This is a genomic window from Nonomuraea sp. NPDC049758 (assembly GCF_040674635.1).
In the GTDB taxonomy this organism is placed as follows: Bacteria; Actinomycetota; Actinomycetes; order Streptosporangiales; family Streptosporangiaceae; genus Nonomuraea.
This window is the reverse complement of record NZ_JBFAMZ010000003.1, coordinates 47,629-67,011: the sequence shown is the minus strand read 5'-3', so window position 1 is coordinate 67,011 and position 19,383 is coordinate 47,629. Positions and strand designations below refer to the sequence as shown.

Here is a 19,383-nt window from a genome sequence, read left to right as displayed (position 1 = left end):
CCCGGTCGGGCGTGCGAGTATGGACGGCGTGCGCCCCCTCGCGGCCGTGCTCCTCCTGGCCCTCACCGCCTGCTCGGCCGCCTCGCCACCGCCCGGCCCGGCCACCGTGTCCGCCGCCCCGCCCGTCCCGCCGGCCTCAACTCGGGCTGCCACGCCGGCGAGCCCCGAGCCGGAGAGCGCTCCCCGGCAGGTGCGCTTCCGTGAGCTCGGCCGGTTCGAACGGCCGGTCGCCCTCGCCGCGCGCAAGGGCGACGCCCGCCTCTACGTCGCCGAGCAGGGCGGCCGGCTGCGCGCCACGGACGGCGACGTCATCGTCGACCTGTCGGGCGAGGTGAGCGGCGGCAACGAGCAGGGCCTGCTCGGCGTGGCCTTCCATCCCTCCGGGCGCTGGCTCTACCTCGACTGGACCGACACCCGCGGCGCCACCCACGTCACCGAATGGGCCTTCGACGGCCGGCGCGCCACCGGCCGGCGCGACGTGCTCACCCAGGAGCAGCCGTACGCCAACCACAACGGCGGCCAGCTCGCCTTCGGCCCCGACGGCCACCTCTACGTCGGGCTCGGCGACGGCGGCAGCGCGGGGGACCCGCAGGGCAACGGCCAGGACCTCGGCACGCTGCTGGGCAAGATCCTGCGCATCGACCCGCGCGGCAGGCCGTACAAGGTGCCGCGGGACAATCCGTTCGCCGGGAAGGACGGCGCGCGGCCCGAGATCTGGGCCTACGGCCTGCGCAACCCCTGGCGCTTCGGCTTCGACCGGCACAGCGGCGACCTGTGGATCGGCGACGTCGGCCAGGACGAGGTGGAGGAGGTCGACCGCCAGCCGGCCGCCTCCGAGGGCGGTGAGAACTACGGCTGGAACCTGCGCGAGGGCGAGCGGCCCTTCCGCGGCGGCACGGGCCGCGGCCTGACCGAGCCGGTCATCACCTACCCCCTGCACAAGGACGGCAACTGCTCGGTGATCGCCGGGTACGTCTACCGCGGCACCGCCCTGCCCTGGCTTCGCGGCAGCTTCCTGTACGGGGACTTCTGCGCCGGCTGGGTCAGGGCCGCGCCCGCGGCGGAGCCGTCGAAGGCGGCCGAGATCGGCAGGGTCGAGCAGCTCTCCTCCTTCGGTGAGGGGCTCGACGGCGAGCTCTACGCGCTCAGCCTGCGGGGTCCGCTCTACCGGATCGAGCCTGTCTGACCCGCTCGATCAGCTCCTCGACCTGGTCGTTGAGCCGCGATCCGCGGGTCCAGCCGGCGTAGTGGGTCAGGAAGACCACCACTTCGCGCAGCTCGTTCTCGCTCAGGTCGCCCGCCCGCAGCGCGACGTCGAGCTGCACGGCGGTCAGCTCGTCGAGCCCCTGTCCGACGAGCAGCCCGAGCAGCAGCAGCCGGCGCTCCTTGACCGACAGGGCGGTCCTCGACCACAGGTCGGCGAACTGCCGCTCAGCCGTCATGCCGAAGGAGTCCACGGTCTCCATCGCGGGTTCTTTCATGGTGCGCTCCGAGGCTCGGGATGGGCGTCCTCATATCCTTTGCTACTTCCTGTGGTCTACCAATGGGGGTTGCACGAACGTTGTATCCCGGGCGACCGTAGAGTGTGGCGACCTGGCCCATACCATCATTTGGTGATCTGTAACAAGTAAAGCCAATCAATGGCCAAGATTTGGTCAAGATTTCTCATCGTGCATCCGGCCTCATTCCGCCTGAAAGCGGGCACAACAACTGCGTTGGTCCGTAAAGCGGAGGTAAGCCCTGGTGAAAAGGACACGGGCTTGGATCGCGCTCATGGTCGCGGTTTTCGCGCTGCCGGCGTGCGGGCAGCCGGAGTTCACCTACGTACGGGACAGGGAAGGCACCACCTATTTCAAGGTGCCCGCCTCGTTCACGCAGCTCAACGCCAATCCGATCGAACTGTATCTGACGGGTGACCGGCCCGGTTCGCTGGCGGCGGCGACACGCGCGCAGCGGGTCTGGTCCACGGCCTTCGACCAGTCGGCCGAGCCGTCGGTCAACCATCTGCTGAGCTCGTCCGACCCGTTCGTGTACGCCACCGTGCACAAGCTCACCGAGCAGCAGCGCGACGCGATCTCGCTCAACCGGCTGCGCGACTTCGTGCTGCCCGTGACGGACCCGATGCGCGAGCTGTACGAGCAGCAGGCCATGACCACCGGCCGGCCGCCCATGTTCGCCAAGTTCGAGCTCCTCAGCGACGACGTCCTCGCCCTGGAGAACGGCGCCAGAGGCGTACGGGTGCGCTTCAACTACCAGATCGGCGCCGACGTCCAGACGTTCGACCAGACCGCGATCCTCGACGAGAAGGGCGCGACGGTCTCGGTCATGCTCATCGGCTGCCGGGCGACCTGCTACCGCGACCGCGGCGCCGAGTTCGACAAGATCGCAGGTTCGTTCAAGCTGCTCCGGCTGCCCGGATGAGGGGACGTCAGTGACCACCACCGTTCAGCACGAAGGGCTGCGCGCCCCCGGCAGCGGGCCCTCCGACCCCGACTCCGTGACCAGGAAGAAGATGCAGTTCTGGGACCGGAGCAAGTTCCTCGTCGCGCTGGTCCTGGCCTACCTGATCCTCACCTGGAAGGTGATGGCCGACTGGACGGGCGTCGTGACCTTCCCCGAGGCGGCCTGGAAGATCGGGTACGAGTACCAGTGGATCTTCTGGCTGCTCGGCGCCGAGGCCCTGCGGCAACTGCACTTCCTCGTCAGCGAGCACTGGTCGGGCTACCACCGGTTCTGGAGCCGGAAGGTCTTCGGCGGGTTCGAGCGGTGGACGCACCGGCGCTTCGACGACTGGACCAGGTACCGCATCTCCAGAGCCCTGAAGATCGCCTTCTTCGTCACGCTGACCGCGCTCGTGGCGGGGGCGGTGCTGGACGTCAGCCCGTTCGTCGCCCTGTTGCAGGCGCCGACGCTGATCTGGCAGGCGCTGCCGTTCCTGCTGCAGATCGTCTTCCTGTTCTTCTTCGTCATCATCCAGTTCGTCGGCCTGTTCTGGTTCCTGTCCAGGGGCGGCGTGGAGACGTACTTCCCCGATGACATCAAGACCCGCTTCGCCGACGTCTGGGGACAGGACCACGTGGTCGAGCGGGTCCAGGAGAACATCGTCTTCCTGGAGCGGCCCGACGAGATCGAGCGGCGCGGCGGGTACGTGCCCAGCGGCCTGCTGCTGTGGGGCCCGCCGGGCACCGGCAAGACCCTGATGGCCGAGGCCGTGGCCGGCGAGACCGGCAAACCGTACGTGTTCGTGGATCCGGGAGCCTTCACGAACATGTTCATGGGCGTCGGCATCCTGAAGGTCAAGGGCCTGTTCAGGAAGCTGCGCAAGCTGGCGCTGCGGTACGGCGGCGTGATCGTCTTCTTCGACGAGGCCGACTCGCTCGGCAAGCGCGGCAAGCTGGCCCAGCAGGGACCGCCCGGGCAGGGCGGCTTCTCGGCGCACACCGGCCTGTCCGGACACTCCGGCTTCACTGCGCACTCCGGCTGCCACGGGATGACGTACCTGTCGGAGGAGAGCCGGTCGGTGCTGGCCTTCAAGGGCCGGCGCGAGGCCGCCGACCTGCCGGGCACCTGGCGCGAGCGCTTCTTCGCCGGCGGCGGCATGATGAACAGCGGCGACCCCGGCACCCTCCAGGCGCTGCTCACCGAGCTGTCCGGGCTCAAGAAGCCGCGCGGCTTCTTCAACCGGCTGGTCAGGCGGCTGCTCGGGATGCGGCCCAAGCCGCCGCCCAAATACCGCATCCTCGTCATGATGGCCACCAACCGTCCCGACGCGCTGGACGAGGCGCTGCTGCGGCCGGGCCGCATCGACCGCATCTACAAGGTCGGCTACCCGTCCAAGGCCGGGCGGGTGCGGACGTACCAGGGCTATTTCGACAAGGTCGAGCACGAGCTCACCGGGGAGCAGATCGACAAGCTGGCCACGATCACGCCGTACGCGACCGGGGCCACGATCAAGGACCTGGTCAACGAGTCACTGATCACCGCCATCCGTGACGGCCGGGAGGTCATCACCTGGTCGGACGTGCTGCGCGCCAAGCGGCTCAAGCAGCTCGGCCCGCCCGAGGACGTCGAGTACATCGAGCGCGAGCGGCACGCCGTGGCCGTGCACGAGGCGTGCCACGCCGTGGTGGCGTACGTGACCCGGTTCCATCTGGAGATCGACATCGCCACCATCGAGAAGGGCGCCGACTACCTGGGCATGGTCGCCTCGATCAAGCCCGAGGACCAGTTCACCCGCTGGAAGTCCGAGTACGAGGCCGACATCATGGTCTCCCTGGCCTCGCTGGCCGGCGAGCGCATGTTCTTCGGCGAGGACAACTCCTCCGGCGTCTCCGGCGACCTGCACGCGGCCACGTTCCTCACCGCGCTCATGGAGTCGTACTGGGGGATGGGCTCCGGCGTCACCTCGCTGCCCGCGCTCCAGGAGCTGGAGATCCACGGCGGCAAGGCCGTGCGCGGCCGGGGCGGCGGGGGAGGCGGCATCGGCATCACCGAGCGCGAGCCGGTGCGCGCCGCGCCCGACCTGACCCCCGACGTGCTGGGCGAGCGCATCGAGTTCAACCTGGTGCGGCTGCTGGAGAAGACCGAGCGGCTGCTGGAGGAGCACCGCAGGCAGGTGCTGTGTCTGGCGCACGCCCTGGAGACGCACAAGACGCTCAACGGCGACGACGTGGTGGCCGTCGTCCGCGGCGAGCGCGGACCGCTCGTGGACGGCACGATCTACGCCTCCGACGAGCTCTACGAGCAGCTGGAGGACTACCACCACGACGCGGCCAGGGCGCACAAGGAGCACAGCCGCATCGAGCGCGAGCTGCCCGGCCCGGTGGAGGAGGAGGCCGCGCCGCGGGCGGTCGCCTTCGCCGCCCCGGCCGCGGGCGCCGGCGCCGGCTCGGCCGTGGCGCAGGTGATCACGGCCGAGGTCACCCGGATCGATCAGGGCATCAACCCGGGCGTCGGGCAGGGCGTCGGGCAGGGCGTCGGGCAGGGGGGCGAACAGGGCGGTGATCGGCCCGAGTTCGTGCCGTGGGCGCCGGGCCCGCGGGCCGCCCCGGTCCCGGCAGCGGTCCCGTCGGTGGTCCAGGCGGTCCCGGCGGGGATTCCGGCCGCCGTCCCGCACGCGGGCTTCGGGCCGGTCGCCGAGGCCCGGCCGCGGCGGCGCGCCGGACGGGCCTGGCTGGTCGTGGCCAGCCTGCTCGGCCTGATCGCGCTGGCCCTGATCGCGGCGCTGGCGGTGACCGGCGCGGTGCCCGGCGCGGGCGCCGACGTCGCGGCGGCTCCCGCGCTCGCCTCGCCGGCCCTGCTGCTCCTGCTGTTCGTCGTGGTCGTCGGGGTGGTCGTGGGCGCCGGGCTCGCGTTCGTGGCGGTCAGGGGCGTACGGACGGCGCAGGCCAAGGCGGAACGCGAGCGGGACGAGGCCCACCGGCGGGCCCAGCTGCTGGCCGCGGCCATGGACCCGGACACCGCCATGCGGCTGCTCGGCTACGACGGCAACGGCAACGGGACCCGGGCCGATGGGTGATCTCATGGTCACTTAGAGTAAGGACGCATGAGCAAGGACGGCGTCGTGCGCAGCCTGGTCCCCGCCCGCATGGACCGCCTGCCGTGGGCGCCGTTCCACACCCGGCTGGTGATCGCGCTCGGCGTGGCCTGGGTGCTCGACGGGCTGGAGATCACCATCGCCAGCAACGTCGGGGCGTTCCTGCAGCGCCCCGACACGCTCGGCTTCACCTCCGCCGAGGTGGGCCTGTCGGCCACCGTCTACCTGATCGGCCAAGTGGCCGGCGCGCTCTACTTCGGCTGGCTGTCCGACCGGCTCGGCCGCCGGAAGCTGTTCATCCTCACGCTCGGCATCTACCTGGTCGCCAGCGGCCTGACCGCCCTGTCGTGGGACCTGTGGAGCTTCCTGGTGCTGCGTTTCGTGGCCGGGGCGGGCATCGGCGGCGAGTACGCGGCCGTCAACTCCGCCATCGACGAGATGATCCCCTCCCACTACCGGGGCCACGTCGACCTGGCCATCAACGGCACCTACTGGCTGGGGTCGCTGCTGGCCACCTCGGCCACGTTCCTGCTGCTGCACCCGGGCGGGCCGCTGGACCCCGACTGGGCCTGGCGGCTCGGGTTCGCGGTCGGGCCGATGATCGGCCTGGCCATCTGGGGGCTGCGCCGGCACCTGCCGGAGAGCCCGCGCTGGCTGATGACGCACGGCCGCGAGGAGGAGGCCGAGCTGGTCGTCGCCCGCATCGAGCGGGAGGTCGAGCGGGAGGACCGGGTCAGGCTGGAGCCGGTGCCGCAGGAGCAGGCGCTGGAGATCGTCCCCGAGCATCACGCGCCGCTGTCGCAGGTCGCCAGGACGTTGTTCCGCACGTACCCGGAACGGTCGGTGCTGGGGGCGACGCTGATGATCTGCCAGTCGTTCCTCTACAACGCCGTGTTCTTCACCTACTCGCTGGTGCTGACGCACTTCTACGGCGTCCCTGCGGGCTCGGTGCCGCAGTACATGTTCGCCTTCGCGGCCGGGAACCTGCTCGGGCCGCTGCTGCTGGGCAGGCTGTTCGACACGGTCGGGCGCAGGCAGATGATCTCGGCCACGTACATCACCTCGGGGCTGCTGCTGGCGGTGACCGGGTGGCTGTTCAAGGAGGGGATGCTGACGGCGGTCACGCAGACCGTGCTCTGGTCGGTGATCTTCTTCATCGCCTCGGCGGCGGCCAGCTCGGCGTACCTGACCGTGAGCGAGATCTTCCCGATCGAGCTGCGGGCCCAGGCCATCGCCATCTTCTTCGCGCTCGGGCAGGTCGCGGGCGCGTTCGGGCCGACGGTCTTCGCCTCGCTCATCGGCGACCAGCGCCACCCCGACCCCACCCGGCTGTTCTACGGCTACTGCTTCGGCGCCGGGATGATGGTGGCGGCCGGGCTGGTGGAGATCGTCTTCGGGGTGAAGGCCGAGCGCACGCCGCTGGAGCACATCGCGGCCCCGCTGACCTCCCGCCAGGCCACCCCTACCTAGCCGGGTCGTGCCCGGCCTGGTGCTCGGCGTGCGCGCGCGCCACCAGGGCGGCCAGCCGCTCGTCCCGGGCGACGCCGGCCCGCTGCCGCTCCGGCAGCTCGCCCAGCCGCGCCTCGGCCGCGAGCAGGTCGCGGTAGACCTCCTCGCGCCGCGCCGGGTCCTTCTCCACGTCCAGGTAGTCCTGGGCGTGCCGGCGGACGGCCGACACCACGTTCTGCGCCCGGCCGCGGGGGCTGGCCAGCGAGGCGGCCACGGTGACCAGCAGCACGCCGACGATCACCGACAGGGACAGCCCGGTGCTGATCTCGGTGACGTTCACCGGCTCGCCGTCGTTGATGAACGGCACGTTGTTCTCGTGCAGCGCGTGCAGCCCGAGCTTGACGCCGATGAAGGCCAGGATGACCGCCAGCCCGTAGGCGAGGTAGATGAGCCGGTCGAGCAGGCCGTCGATGAGGAAGTAGAGCTGCCGCAGCCCCAGCAGGGAGAACGCGGTGGCGGTGAAGACGAGGTAGACGTTCTGGGTGAGGCCGAAGATGGCCGGGATGGAGTCGAGCGCGAACAGCACGTCGGTGCCGGCCAGGGCGACCATGACGAGCAACATCGGCGTCATCACCCGGCGGCCGTCCACCACCGTGAACAGCCGGTCGCCGTCGTAGGTGTCGGTGGCGCGGAACATCCGGCGGGCCAGGCGGACCATGACGTTGTCGGTGTGGCCCTCGCCGCCCTCGGGCCGCAGCAGGTTGCCCGCCGTGAGCAGCAGGATCAGGCTGAAGACGTAGAACACCCAGGCGAACGTCTCGATCATCGCGGCGCCGAGGAGGATGAACCCGGTCCTGGCGACCAGCGAGAAGACGATGCCGAACAGCAGGGCCTTCTGCTGGTCGGCGCGCGGCACCCGGAAGCTCGCCATGATGACGAGGAAGACGAACAGGTTGTCGACCGACAGCGCCTTCTCCGTCACGTACCCGGCGAAGTACTCCGCGCCCGGCTCGGCGCCGCCGAACGCCCACACGCCCACGCCGAACAGCAGGGCGATCCCGACGTACAGGGCCGACCAGACGGCCGCCTCGCGCAGCGCGGGGACGTGCGCCCGCCGGACGTGGAAGAAGAAGTCGAACAGCAGCAGGCCGGCGATCCCCAGGATCGTCAGCCACCACACGGGCGCGGACACGTCCACGAACGCTCCTCGGGCTAGAGGCGGATCTCCAGGCGGCCGACCGGCTCGGCCAGTTCCGCCTCCTCGTAGGCGAAGTGCGAGGCCAGGGCCTGCGAGAGCCGTTCGACGCCGGCCCGGACCCGGTCGATCCTGGCCGGGTCGGCGATCATCTCCGCGCACGCCCGGTCCAGGCGGTCCAGCAGCTCGGAGATGACCTCGTGCTCCTGCTCCAGCTTCTTGACCACCGGCTCCAGGGCGGGGTCGCGCTCGGTGAGGGCGGGGAAGGTGCTGCCGTGCTCGACGTCGTGGTGCACGGTCAGCAGGCGGCGGAAGGTCGCGCAGAACACGCCGAGCGTCCAGTGGTTCTGGCGCAGCGCGAGCCGGTCGCCGTCCTGGCGCGGGGCCGCGGTCTCGGCGGCGACCTGCTCGACCGCGTCCCTGACCTGGCGGAGCTGGGCGCGGTAGCCGTCGTGCACGTCCACCAGGCGGCGGCCAAGCCGGGCCTGGTCGGCGGTCAGGGACGCGGGGTCGCCGCCCGCCGTCCTGGGCCGGCCGGGCTCGTCCAGGTCGGGGATCGTCACCGGGCGGCGGACCGGCTCGGGCGCGGGCCGGCCGCGCTCCCTGGCCACGGCCGCCCGTACGGCGGGCGCGACCTCCTCGGCGAACACCCGCAGGTCCCGCTCGGCCTCCACCCCCGGGGCCAGCACGAACCCGCTCATGCCCGCCTCGAACACCAGCTCCGTGAGCTGCTCGGCCCACAGGGCGGCGGGACCGTCGAGGAAGCCCGCGCCGGGCAGCGGCGACAGGCTGCCGCCGAGGTTGTAGACCTTGCGGATCGCCGCCGGGTCGCGCCCGGCGTCCGCGGCGGCCGCGTCGAGGATCCTGGCCTGCGCGGTCACCGCCTCGGGCGGGCTGTGGAAGGACGAGGTCAGCCAGCCGTCGCCGGTCCGGCCGGTCAGCTCCAGCATCCGCCGCCTGGTCGCGCCGATCCAGATCCCGATCGGGTGCGGCGGGAACGGGCCGGGCCGCGCGCCCGCCAGCCGGTGGTGGCCGCCGGAGAAGGTCACCGGGTCGCCCGGGGTCCACAGCGCCCGGATGACGGTGATCGCCTCGGCCAGCGCGTCGACCGACTCGCCGGGGGAGAGCCGGGGGCCGCCCATGGCGGCGATGGCATCCCACAGCGCGCCCGCGCCGAGCCCCAGCTCCACCCGGCCGCCGCTGAGGATGTCCAGCGAGGCGGCGGCCCTTGCCAGCACGGCGGGCGGGCGCAGCGGCACGTTGGCCACGTCGGGCACCAGCCGGACGCGCTCGGTGCGCTGCGCGATGGTGGCCAGCAGGGTCCAGGAGTCGAGGAATCCCGCCTGGTAGGGGTGGTCCTGGACGCCGACCAGGTCCAGGCCGAGCCGGTCGGCGAGCTCGGCGTGCCGCAGGACCCGGTCGCCGTCCGCCGCCTCGGGCGCGAGCAGCGCGCCGAACCAGACATCCTCCATGATCATCATCCCCCGGCCTCGATCGTCGTACGGCCGCCGTCCCCCGGACGGCCGACCTGCCCCAGCTAACCGTCTTTATTGGATTTACCCCCTAATAGCGGGACGGGTGGCGGCACGATTAACACGGCGTTCACATTCGGGCAAAAACCGGGAAATGGCCATCCATAAGACTCGGCGTGGCTGAGAGAAATCCCGAAAGGATCACCGTGAGCTACAAGGCTGAGTACATCTGGATCGACGGCACCGAGCCCACCGCTCTGCTGCGCTCGAAGACGAAGATCCTGGCCGACGGTGCCGAGCCTCCGGTCTGGGGCTTCGACGGCTCCAGCACCAACCAGGCCAAGGGCCACGCCTCCGACCGCGTGCTCCGCCCGGTGTTCACCTGCCCCGACCCGATCCGCGGCGGCGACAACGTGCTCGTGCTGTGCGAGGTCGAGGAGATCGACGGGACGGCCCACTCCAGCAACACCCGCGCCCTGCTGCGCCCGATCGCCGAGCGCTACGCCGCCCAGGAGTCCTGGTTCGGCATCGAGCAGGAGTACACCTTCTTCAAGGGCAGCCGCCCGCTCGGCTTCCCCGAGGGCGGCTTCCCCGCCCCGCAGGGCCACTACTACTGCGGCGTGGGCGCCGAGGCCGTGTTCGGTCGCGACATCGTCGAGCTGCACCTCGACCGCTGCCTGGCGGCCGGCCTGGCCGTCTCCGGCATCAACGCCGAGGTCATGCCCGGCCAGTGGGAGTTCCAGATCGGCCCGGCCGGCCCCCTTGAGGTCTCCGACCACATGTGGGTCGCCCGCTACCTGCTCTACCGGACGGCCGAGGAGTTCGGTGTCGAGGCCACCCTCGACGCCAAGCCCGCCCGCGGCGACTGGAACGGCGCCGGCGCGCACACCAACTTCTCCACCAAGGCGATGCGCGAGAGCTACGACGCCATCATCACCGCCTGCGAATCGCTCGGCGAGGGCGACAAGCCCATGGAGCACGTCTCCCAGTACGGCGCCGACATCGAGCTGCGCCTGACCGGCCACCACGAGACCGCCCCGTGGAACAAGTACACCTACGGCGTGTCCAACCGCGGCGCGTCCGTGCGCATCCCGTGGCAGGTCGAGGTGGACAAGAAGGGCTACATCGAGGACCGCCGCCCGAACGCCAACGTCGACCCGTACGTGGTCACCCGCCTGCTGGTGAACACCTGCTGCGAGGCCCTGGAGAAGGCCGGCCAGGTCTGATCCGCCCGCACGCCTGAGCAGCCGCCCCCGGCCGGGGGCGGCTTCTCGCGTGTCAGATCCGGAACTCCAGGTCCGGCACGATCTCCGCCACGTCCATCTGCGCCTTCTGCAGCCGGCCCGAGAAGTCCCAGTTCATCGCCTGCCAGCGGGTGAACTGGTCGAGCACCCACATGCCCGACTGGCGGCTGCCGTTGCCCGACTTGCCGTTGCCGCCGAAGGGCAGGTGGGCCTCGGCGCCGGAGGTGGAGTTGTTGACGCTGACCATGCCGGCCGAGATGCCCTCGCGGAAGCGGAAGGCGTGCTTGGGGTTGGTCGTGTAGATCGAGCTCGACAGCCCGTAGCCGGGGCGGTTGGCCAGCTCGACGGCCTCGTCCAGGGTGGAGAAGGTGGTCACGCCGACGATCGGGCCGAACGTCTCCTCCAGGAACAGCCGGTCGCCGGGCCGCACGCCGTCGACGATGACCGGGTGGTAGTAGAGGCCGCCGTCGCCGTCGAAGTCGCCGCGCGGGTTGTCCTTGGTGATCCTGCCCGCGCTGCCCGAGACGATCTCGTGGTGGGGCTGGATCCAGGTCAGGTACTCCTCGTACCGGTCGGCGAACTTCTGGTCGAGCAGCGGGCCGGCCAGCACGTCCTGCTCGGGGTCGCCGATCCTGGCCTCCCCGGCCGCCCGCGCGAACCGCTCGACGAACTCGTCGTGCACGCTCTCGTGCACGATGACCGTGCCCAGGCTGGTGCAGCGCTGACCGGCGGTGCCGAAGCCGGAGAACAGCGCGCCCTCGACGGCCAGGTCGAGGTCGGCGTCCGGCATGATCACCATCGGGTTCTTGCCGCCGAGCTCCAGGCACGCCGACTGCAGGTGGCGCCCGGCCAGCTCGCCGACCTTCCGGCCGACCTCGCTCGACCCGGTGAAGCCGACCTTGTGCACGCTGCCCTCCTCCAGGGCCAGCTCCAGCCCCGCGAAGGTCTGCGCGCCGTCGGCGAAGACCACGTTGAGCACCCCGTCGGGCAGCCCCGAGGCGGCGAACAGCCGGTACATGGCCTCGGCGGAGGCGGCGGCGTACTCGGCGGGCTTCCACACCACGGCGTTGCCGCACAACAGGGCGGGCACGAGGTACCAGGACGGCACGGCCACGGGGAAGTTGCCCGCCGTGATCACCGCGGCGACCCCGACCGGGTTGCGGAACGTGAACAGGTTCTTGTCCGGCATCTCCGACGGAACGGTCTGCCCATAGAGCCGGCGGCCCTCGCCCAGGAAGAAGTCGCAGGTGTCGACGATCTCCCGCACCTCGCCCAGCGCCTCGGCGTACGGCTTGCCGATCTCCCGGGTGACCAGGCGGGCCAGGCTCTCGGCGTTGGCCTCGACCAGCCGCCCGATGGAGGCGATCACCCGGCCGCGCACCGGCGCCGGCACCTTGGCCCACTCGCGCTGGGCCTCCTTGGCGGTGCGGCAGGCGGCGGCGAACGCGGCGGCGTCGGCCAGGCCGACCCGGGCCACGACCTCGCCGGGGCGGGCGGGATTGGTCGACTCGTACACGCTCTCGCCGGTGGTGTCCTTCCCACCCACGATTGACACGATCTGACGGCTCACCGGTGGCCTCCTCGTAGTTCCTCCGGACAGACAATCATCTCGCCGGAAAAAACCCAAGAATCCCGCCAGCGTGCGCTTCAGTGTGCGGTTCAGCGCGGGCTGCCGAGCACCTCGCGGATCACGTGCCGGGCGTTGGCCGCCATGGCCGGGTTGGTGTCCTTGTAGTAGGGGAGCTGGATGAGCGCCATGGACAGGGCCCGGCCGCGGCCGCGCGCCCAGGTGGCGTCGTCGGCGCCGAGCGCGGCCCGGAAGACCTCGCGGGCGGCGGGCGGCAGCAGGTTCCAGGCCGGGATCAGGTCGCAGGCCGGGTCGCCCGCCCCGGCCGTGCCCCAGTCGATGACCCCCTCAGCCGGCCGTCGAGGCGGGACAGCGGGCCGCCCCGGTAGGCGCCGGGCGCCCCGGCGGGCTCGACCTCCCGCAGCGCGGCGACGAACGCCGCCAGGTCGGCGGCCAGCGCCTCCCCGTCCCCGGAGAGCGTCCCGGCCTCCGGATTGTCGCCGTCCAGCCACCGGCACACCGACCACGGCCAGGGGAAGCCCTCACCCGGCAGGCCCTGGCCGAGCACCGAGGGGATCGGGACGGGCAGCGCGGGGGCCAGCAGCGGCAACCACCGCCCCTCCCTGGCGACGTCGCCGACGCCCTGCCTGACGCGCGGCAGGCGGACGGCCAGCTCGTCGCCGAGCCGGAAGACCGCGTTGACGGTGCCGGAGGAGGGGAAACGGCGCAGCGGGAGACCGGCCCACCGCGGGAACTGCGCGGCCAGCAGCCGCCGGACGAGGGCCTCGTCGATGTCGGCCTCGTCCGCGTGCATCCTGCCGCCCATGCGCGTCCCCTCCGGTCCGTACGATCCGCGGGGGCCATGTCAGCGGACCGGGGGCGGGCGCGTCAAGTCGTTGTCGCCGCCCTCACCACGACCTGGTCGGCACCGGGCCGCCGTCGCCGAGCTCGTGCCGGGCGTCGCTGGACAACCGGCCGGCCAGGTCGGCCAGCGCCCGCGCGACGGCCAGCTCGTCCCCTACCTCGGGCATGGACGGGTCGGCGGGGTTGCGGCGGGCGTGGCCCGACCCTTCGACCCGCGTGCCGTCCGGGACGGTCAGGACCGCCCGCGCCGAGGTGTCGTCGCCGTCCTCGGCGAGACTGATCCGGACCGTCCACTCCTTGGCTTCCATGGCTCGCCTCCTCCCGCGTACGGCTGCCCGGACACACGGCGGTAAACCGTATGGCCCGGCTACGGGCGGCGTGGGCGGCGCCACCGGTCGTTGGCGCGGATCCAGGCCGCGTCCCAGTCGGCGTACCTGCGCCGGTCCAGCAGCCGGCGCAGCGCCGCGACGGCCCCCAGCACCAGCAGGAAGGCCAGCACCTGGACGAACGCCGCCATGCCCACGCCACGCAGGACCACGTCGGTGCGGCTCGGCGGCGGCGTCGTGGGGTCGCCCTCGCCGTCGATCCACAGCGGGACGGTCTGGCCCACCCGCGTGCCGGCCGGGACCTGCACCTGCCCGGTCCTGGCCACTCCCGCCGGGGTGGTCCAGCTCGCCGGGACCATGGTGGTCGCCGCCTCGCCGAACGACGGCCGCACGGGCCGCGGCTCCCGCAGCGTCGTCGCGGTCACCTGTTGCCGGAAGCCGGGGCCCACGCGGGCCTCGCGCAGGCCGCCCTCGTAGGTGACCCGGCCGGCCAGCACGGCCGGCCAGACGCTCAGCAGGACGAGGAGCACCGCCACCGCCAGCCCGGCGCTCTCCAGCCGGTCGGAGCGGCGGCGCAACGGGTTGCGGTCCGGCCGGTGCCTGCGGATCCGCAACATCGCGGCGTTCATGACGGCCCTCATCGCGCACCTCCCACGGTCACCTTTCCTCCTTCCCGCAGAAACGGCCGGTAGCCCGCCCGCGGGCTGCCGCCGTGCAGGTCAGCTCCAGGGCGCCGTCGGGTACCAGATGAGGTCGCGGCGGGCCAGGATCCGGACGTCCCAGTACAGAAGGGTGAAGACGCCGGCCACGACGAGCGCCGCGCCGGTGATGAGGGCCAGGCGGGTCGGGGTGGCGGTCAGCCAGCGGTGCGCACGGCCCCCGGTGGCCAGGGCGAGCAGCACGAACAGGACCGACATGACGACGATGTTGCCGGCCGACTGCAGCATGAACGCCAGCGCGCCGTACAGGGGGTTGTGGCTCTCGGCGGCGTCCCTGAAGAGCTGGCGGAACAGCGGGAACGGGCGGCCGATCAGGAAGCCGCCGATCAGCGCGCCCATGACGGCCATGCGGGCCCTCGGGTGGCGGGCCAGCGGGTCGGGCAGGTAGCCGAGCGCGGCCAGGCCCAGGTAGAGGAAGGCCAGCCCGATCAGCCCGAACGTGACCATCGCCTGGATCAGGCCGGGGGACAGGGTGCCCGGCGCGGGCCTGGCCGTGGCGAACTGCGGCATGGCGGTGCCCACGATCCCCACCACGACGCCGTACGCGCCGGACACGGCCAGCGCGCCGGCCGCCAGCCAGCCGAGCGGGCGCAGCGTCCCGCGGATCCGTTCGCCGACCGACGGCCTGGCCCCGACCAGGGGCGCGACCGCGCCGAGCGCGGCGATGTTGCAGGCGGTGAACGAGCCCGCCAGGCCGGAGGCGAAGGCGAACACGATGCCGGAGAGCGTCCCGGCGATGGGGGTGGCGTCGGCGTCGCGGCCGAGCATCGTGTCGGCGACCGTCGAGCCGATCGTCTGGTCCACGAACTCGGCCGACCACACCACGGTCAGCAGGAATCCCGCCAGGGCGCTGAGCAGCAGCACGAGTCCGCGGCGGCGGGCGGGGGCGGAGTCGACGGCGGGGGTCGCGGCGAGGGGCAGGGTCATGGTGGTTCCCCTTCTCGTCCAGCGGGAGGCGGCGCCCGCACACGGGCGGACGCCGGGCGTCCCGGGGGGGTGAACGTGTACACGCCGTGCAAGTTCTGTGACGACTTCTGTGACGACGGCCTGGACGTGATCAGGGCAGGGCGCCAGGCCGGACATGGCCGGTTGGTGGGAACTCCGAACGGGATATTGCCACGTTTAGCACGAAATTCCGGGTTGTAAAAGGCGCCGCCCACCCCTGCCGGGACGTCATATCTTCTTGATCCGCACCCCGCTCCCGCCGACGACCCGCTGCGCGCGCCCGAGCCGGACGGTGAGCCCCGGCATCCCGGTCAGCGGGCTCACGTCGAGGTCGTGCCCCATGTTGATCAGGCTCAGGGTGCGCAGCCGGGGGAGGGCGGCCAGGGGCGACAGGTCGGTCACGCCGGGGCAGCCGGCCAGCGTCAGCCGGCTGAGCTGATCCTGGCTGCGCAGCGGGGCGAGATCCGTCAGGGTGCCGAGGCCGCGCAGGTGGAGGCTGGTCAGGGAGAAGCGGTCGAGTGCCGCGAGGTCGATGTGATCGAGGTCGTTGAGGTACAGGTCGGCGACGGAGGGACAGGACCGGGCGGCGACATCGAGGCAGGCGGCCGCCCCGGCGACGCCGTCCAGCCACAGCGTCTTGAGCAGCCGCATCCCGGCGAACACCGTCACGGGAACCGGCAGGCGGTCTCCCATGAGGAACAGGAACTCCAGCTCGCTCTGCCGGGACAGCGGCTCCTGCCAGGAGTCCTCACTGTCGTCCGGTAGGTCGATGCCGAGTTCGCGCAGGCGAGGCAGGCGGTCGAGGATGCCCGGATCGAACGGGACTCCCTGGAGCCACAGCTCGTCGAGCGCCGGCAGCCGCTCCATGGCGCCGAGGTCGGGCGCGGGCGCGGTGAGCCAGCGCAACTGCAGGGTTCGCAGGTGGGGCAGCAGCTCCACGCCGTCCAGGGAGCTGAGCGGGGCGTCCTGCACGCTCAACACCCGCACTTGCGGCATGTCGCGGAGGAATCGCAGGTCGGTGAGGGGGTCGGTCACGGTGACGGTCACGTTGGCCGCCTTCAGGCGGGCGGCGGCGCGGAGATGGCGGGAGCCGAAGAAGGTGACGTCCTCCATGTCGGCCAGGACGCGGCGGGCGTAGACGTCGGCGTCGAAGTACTGCCACCCCTGGCGAAGCTGGTCCTGCACGCCGTAGCGCTGGTCGGAGGCGTAACCGGCCAGGCGGTCCAGGGCCTCCGGGCCGTTGGTCAGGTATGTCGTGCGGACCGTCAGCGCCGCGCGCTGCACCGGCAGGGCCGTCAGGTCGCGGGGCAGGCGGCGCAGGATCTCCTCGCCCGCCGCCGCCAGCAGGGTCGCCTCCTCCTCCGTACGCGGCGGGATCACCTCCGCCAGGCACGCCTCCACCCGGTCACGCAACACCGCCGGGATCTCCTGGACGGTCTCCAGGCACGCGGCCACCAGCAGCCGCAGCCGGCGGGCGTGCTTGCCGCCCTGGTCGGCGCGGTCCAGCAGGCCGCGCAGCAGCTCACCGCGCAGCCGGCCGTTCGCGTGCCCGGCGGCCATCACCACGACCTCGCGCCACTGGTCCAGGTGGGCCCGCTCGACCGCGGCCTCGACGTCCTCGTCCTCCACGAGCTGCCCGGCGGCCAGGTACTCCTGCACGGTCCGGTGCGCGAAGTCGATCCGGCCGGGCACCGGCTCGCGCAGCACGCCGCTCCTGCGCAGCAGGTGTTCCAGCACGTCGGGGGCGGTGTGCGAGACGCGGGTCATCGAGGCGAGCTTCTGCTCGACCCGGCGTAGCGCGGTCGACTTCGACAGCTCGGAACGGCCCATCGACACCAGCCGCCAGGCCAGGTCGCGCAGGATCCACACCTTCTGGCCGGGGTCGAGGGACACGTCGTCGTCGATCCGCCGCTCGGCGTCGCGGCGTTCCAGCAGCAGGCTGAGCACGGCGTCGTAGAAGCCCATCCGGCTGCGCGGCAGCTGGGTGCGGCGGTCGAGGTTGAGCGCGCACAACATGGCGGCCAGCAAGGGAGTCGAGGCGACCACGCCCAGGTGCGGATTCGACTCCATGCGGGCCAGCAGGGCGACCTCGTAGCCCTCCAGCTCGCCGGGCTCGCACGGCAGGCTCGGGCAGTCGCGCATCGCGACGTGCCACTGGCGGATCAGCTCCCGCTGGTCGTCGGGGGTCATCGGCTCCAGCGTGGAGGCCGCGAACCCCTCGTCGGCCAGCCAGCGGGCGTCGGCGGCGGTCGGACGCGAGGTCACCACGACCCGCAGCCCCGGATAGGCCGCCAGCAGCCGCGACAACCACTCCCGCACGGCCGGCCGATGCCGGACGAGCAGCTCGTCCACGCCGTCGACCAGCAGCAGGCCGCGGCCGGAGTCCAGCACGCGCTCCACCCAGCCGCGCGGCATGCGCCCGGCGACCTCCCGCGCGACGTCGTCGAGGAAGGCGGAGGGGGCAGGCAGCCGTCCCGACGAATGGCTCCTCAGCTTGATCATCAGCGGCACGCAGCCGTTCCAGGCGGCCAGGTCGCCCGAGAAGCCGCCGCGCGCGGCGGTCACCGCGAGCCAGCGCAGCAACGTGCTCTTGCCCGAACCCGCGTCGCCGCGCAGCAGCGTGAGCCGGGCGCGGCCGAGCGCCGACTCGATGCGCTCGGCGCCGCGCTCGGCGGGATGGCCGCCGGTGAGCGCGGCGATCGACAGCCGCTCCGGCGCGCGCGGCCCGCGCTCGCCGGAGGAGACGTTGAGGCTGATGTAGGCCATGCTCAGCGACGTGCGCGGGCGGTAGGTCTCCACCCGGACGCCGAACAGCTCGACCTCGTCGAGGGTGCGGCTGGCGAAACCGAGGTAGAGGCGTTCGAACGCGGCGTCGTCCTGGGTGCCCTCCGGGGCCTCCAGCGTGCGCTGCGGCAGCCTGGCGAGCAGCCGTTCCACGCCCTCGGCCAGGCCGCTCAGCCTGCCCAGCGTCTCGGTGGCGGCGCGCGGCACGTACTGGGGGAGCTGCCGCATCAGGCCGACCAGGCAGTCGACGGACTCGGCGAGCAGCACGGCGTACAGGCGGTCCTCGGCCTCGCCGAGGCGCGGTTCAGGGAGGGCGGCCAGGACGCGCTCGGCGAGCTTGGCCGGGTCGGCGTCGGACTCGAACAGCGCCTCGTCCGACAGGTCGGCGGCGCGCAGCGCGGCCACCGTCTCCAGCAGGACGGCGGCCCGCGCGGACTCGTCCAGCCCGCGGAACTCCTGCTCGATGAGGCGCGACAGCCGCCCCTCGACGGCCAGCGCGATGCCCTGGAGCTGGTTGTCGATCTTGCGAGGCGCCAGCCGGTCACGAAAGCCGCTCTGGACCAGGTCCTTCAGCTCACTCGTCCGGTCCTTGCGCGCGGCGCGGACGGCCAGCCATTCGCGCATGGCGCGCTCCGCGACGCTCTTCCCAGCGGCGGTCAGGGCCGCCTCGATGCCCGGCATGCCTTCTATATAAGACGATCTTTACGATCACGCGGTGAAATCGGCGAAGTCGAACCCCGGCGACACGACGCAGCTCACCAGCACCGCCTCGTCACCCGCCGGGCGCGCGGACTGCCACACGCCGCCGGGCACGACCGCCTGCGGCACCTGCCCCCGCTCGACCAGCGGGCCCAGGACGACGTCGCGGTCTCCCACGGTCAGGCTCAGCGGGCCGCCCCGGTGCCACAACCACACCTCGTCGGACCTGACGACGTGCGGGACGGACTCCTCGCCCGGCTGGAGCAGGAAGTAGATGCCGGTGGCGCTCGCGCGCGGCCCCGGGTAGCCGTCGGGCCGGACCGTGACGGGCGAGCGCCAGGTCTCGCGGTACCAGCCGCCCTCCGGATGGGGGAGCAGGTCGAGCGCGGCGGCCACGGGCGGCCGCTCGGCGAAGGCGACGGGCGCGCCGGTGACGTCGCGCCGCAGGAAACGGGTGCCGTCGAGGACGGCCTGGCCGTCGAGCGCGGCGGCCAGCGCCAGGGCGGCGGCTTCGTCGGCGACCTCGGTGGGCGCGCCGTCGGGATAGATCCTCAGCTCCACATGGCCGATCTTACGAGGGCCC

Annotated in this window: 15 protein-coding genes; 5 read left to right on the top strand and 10 right to left on the bottom strand. The window is 72.3% G+C overall.

What is annotated here, in order from left to right; translation table 11 throughout:
* Window positions 1-28 precede the first annotated feature (28 nt).
* The gene (locus AB0J46_RS08325; RefSeq protein ID WP_364328174.1) at window positions 29-1,186 is read left to right on the top strand and encodes a PQQ-dependent sugar dehydrogenase; all 1,158 of its coding nucleotides are present in this window, start codon (window positions 29-31) and stop codon (window positions 1,184-1,186) included.
* Here the strand turns inward: AB0J46_RS08325 and AB0J46_RS08320 are convergent.
* Window positions 1,146-1,481: a carboxymuconolactone decarboxylase family protein gene (locus tag AB0J46_RS08320; RefSeq protein WP_364328171.1), complete on the bottom strand. Its 336-nt coding sequence runs from the start codon at window positions 1,479-1,481 to the stop codon at window positions 1,146-1,148. The two genes, AB0J46_RS08325 and AB0J46_RS08320, sit on opposite strands and share 41 nt — an antisense overlap.
* Before the next feature lie 292 nt (window positions 1,482-1,773).
* Between AB0J46_RS08320 and AB0J46_RS08315 the strand changes: the two genes are divergently transcribed.
* The 3 genes from AB0J46_RS08315 to AB0J46_RS08305 are packed head-to-tail and all read left to right on the top strand — an operon-like array spanning window position 1,774 to window position 7,006.
* Window positions 1,774-2,421: a hypothetical protein gene (locus AB0J46_RS08315; RefSeq protein WP_364328168.1), complete on the top strand. Its 648-nt coding sequence runs from the start codon at window positions 1,774-1,776 to the stop codon at window positions 2,419-2,421.
* A 10-nt stretch (window positions 2,422-2,431) separates the two neighbouring features.
* Window positions 2,432-5,518, top strand: a complete 3,087-nt coding sequence (locus AB0J46_RS08310) for an AAA family ATPase (RefSeq protein WP_364328165.1) — start codon at window positions 2,432-2,434, stop codon at window positions 5,516-5,518.
* Between the two features lie 27 nt (window positions 5,519-5,545).
* Window positions 5,546-7,006, top strand: coding sequence for an MFS transporter (locus AB0J46_RS08305; RefSeq protein ID WP_364328162.1), 1,461 nt, complete (start codon window positions 5,546-5,548; stop codon window positions 7,004-7,006).
* Here the strand turns inward: AB0J46_RS08305 and AB0J46_RS08300 are convergent.
* Entirely contained in the window at window positions 6,999-8,183 is a 1,185-nt protein-coding gene (locus tag AB0J46_RS08300; RefSeq protein ID WP_364328159.1) for a TerC family protein, read from the bottom strand. The genes AB0J46_RS08305 and AB0J46_RS08300 overlap by 8 nt on opposite strands.
* A gap of 14 nt (window positions 8,184-8,197) precedes the next feature.
* A complete protein-coding gene (locus AB0J46_RS08295) occupies window positions 8,198-9,652 on the bottom strand; it encodes an LLM class flavin-dependent oxidoreductase (RefSeq protein ID WP_364328156.1) in 1,455 nt (484 codons plus the stop codon).
* 206 nt (window positions 9,653-9,858) lie between these two features.
* Here AB0J46_RS08295 and glnII point away from each other — a divergent pair, with 206 nt between their 5' ends.
* Entirely contained in the window at window positions 9,859-10,878 is a 1,020-nt protein-coding gene (glnII, locus tag AB0J46_RS08290; RefSeq protein ID WP_364328153.1) for a glutamine synthetase, read from the top strand.
* A 52-nt stretch (window positions 10,879-10,930) separates the two neighbouring features.
* Here the strand turns inward: glnII and AB0J46_RS08285 are convergent, their stop codons facing one another.
* From AB0J46_RS08285 to AB0J46_RS08255, 7 genes are all read right to left on the bottom strand, one after another.
* Window positions 10,931-12,442, bottom strand: coding sequence for an aldehyde dehydrogenase family protein (locus tag AB0J46_RS08285; protein WP_364328150.1), 1,512 nt, complete (start codon window positions 12,440-12,442; stop codon window positions 10,931-10,933).
* A gap of 316 nt (window positions 12,443-12,758) precedes the next feature.
* Window positions 12,759-13,289, bottom strand: coding sequence for a phosphotransferase (locus AB0J46_RS08280; protein ID WP_364328147.1), 531 nt, complete (start codon window positions 13,287-13,289; stop codon window positions 12,759-12,761).
* A gap of 82 nt (window positions 13,290-13,371) precedes the next feature.
* Complete coding sequence (locus tag AB0J46_RS08275) at window positions 13,372-13,635, bottom strand: DUF1876 domain-containing protein (RefSeq protein WP_357964681.1); 264 nt, start codon at window positions 13,633-13,635, stop codon at window positions 13,372-13,374.
* A 59-nt stretch (window positions 13,636-13,694) separates the two neighbouring features.
* Window positions 13,695-14,294, bottom strand: a complete 600-nt coding sequence (locus tag AB0J46_RS08270) for a hypothetical protein (protein WP_364328144.1) — start codon at window positions 14,292-14,294, stop codon at window positions 13,695-13,697.
* A 78-nt stretch (window positions 14,295-14,372) separates the two neighbouring features.
* Complete coding sequence (locus AB0J46_RS08265) at window positions 14,373-15,299, bottom strand: hypothetical protein (protein ID WP_358285041.1); 927 nt, start codon at window positions 15,297-15,299, stop codon at window positions 14,373-14,375.
* Window positions 15,300-15,545: 246 nt separating this feature from the next.
* Complete coding sequence (locus AB0J46_RS08260) at window positions 15,546-18,782, bottom strand: NACHT domain-containing protein (protein WP_364328141.1); 3,237 nt, start codon at window positions 18,780-18,782, stop codon at window positions 15,546-15,548.
* A 27-nt stretch (window positions 18,783-18,809) separates the two neighbouring features.
* Window positions 18,810-19,361 carry a cupin domain-containing protein gene (locus tag AB0J46_RS08255; RefSeq protein WP_358285045.1) on the bottom strand — a complete coding sequence of 184 codons (552 nt, stop codon included), beginning with the start codon at window positions 19,359-19,361 and terminating at the stop codon, window positions 18,810-18,812.
* Window positions 19,362-19,383: the final 22 nt, after the last annotated feature.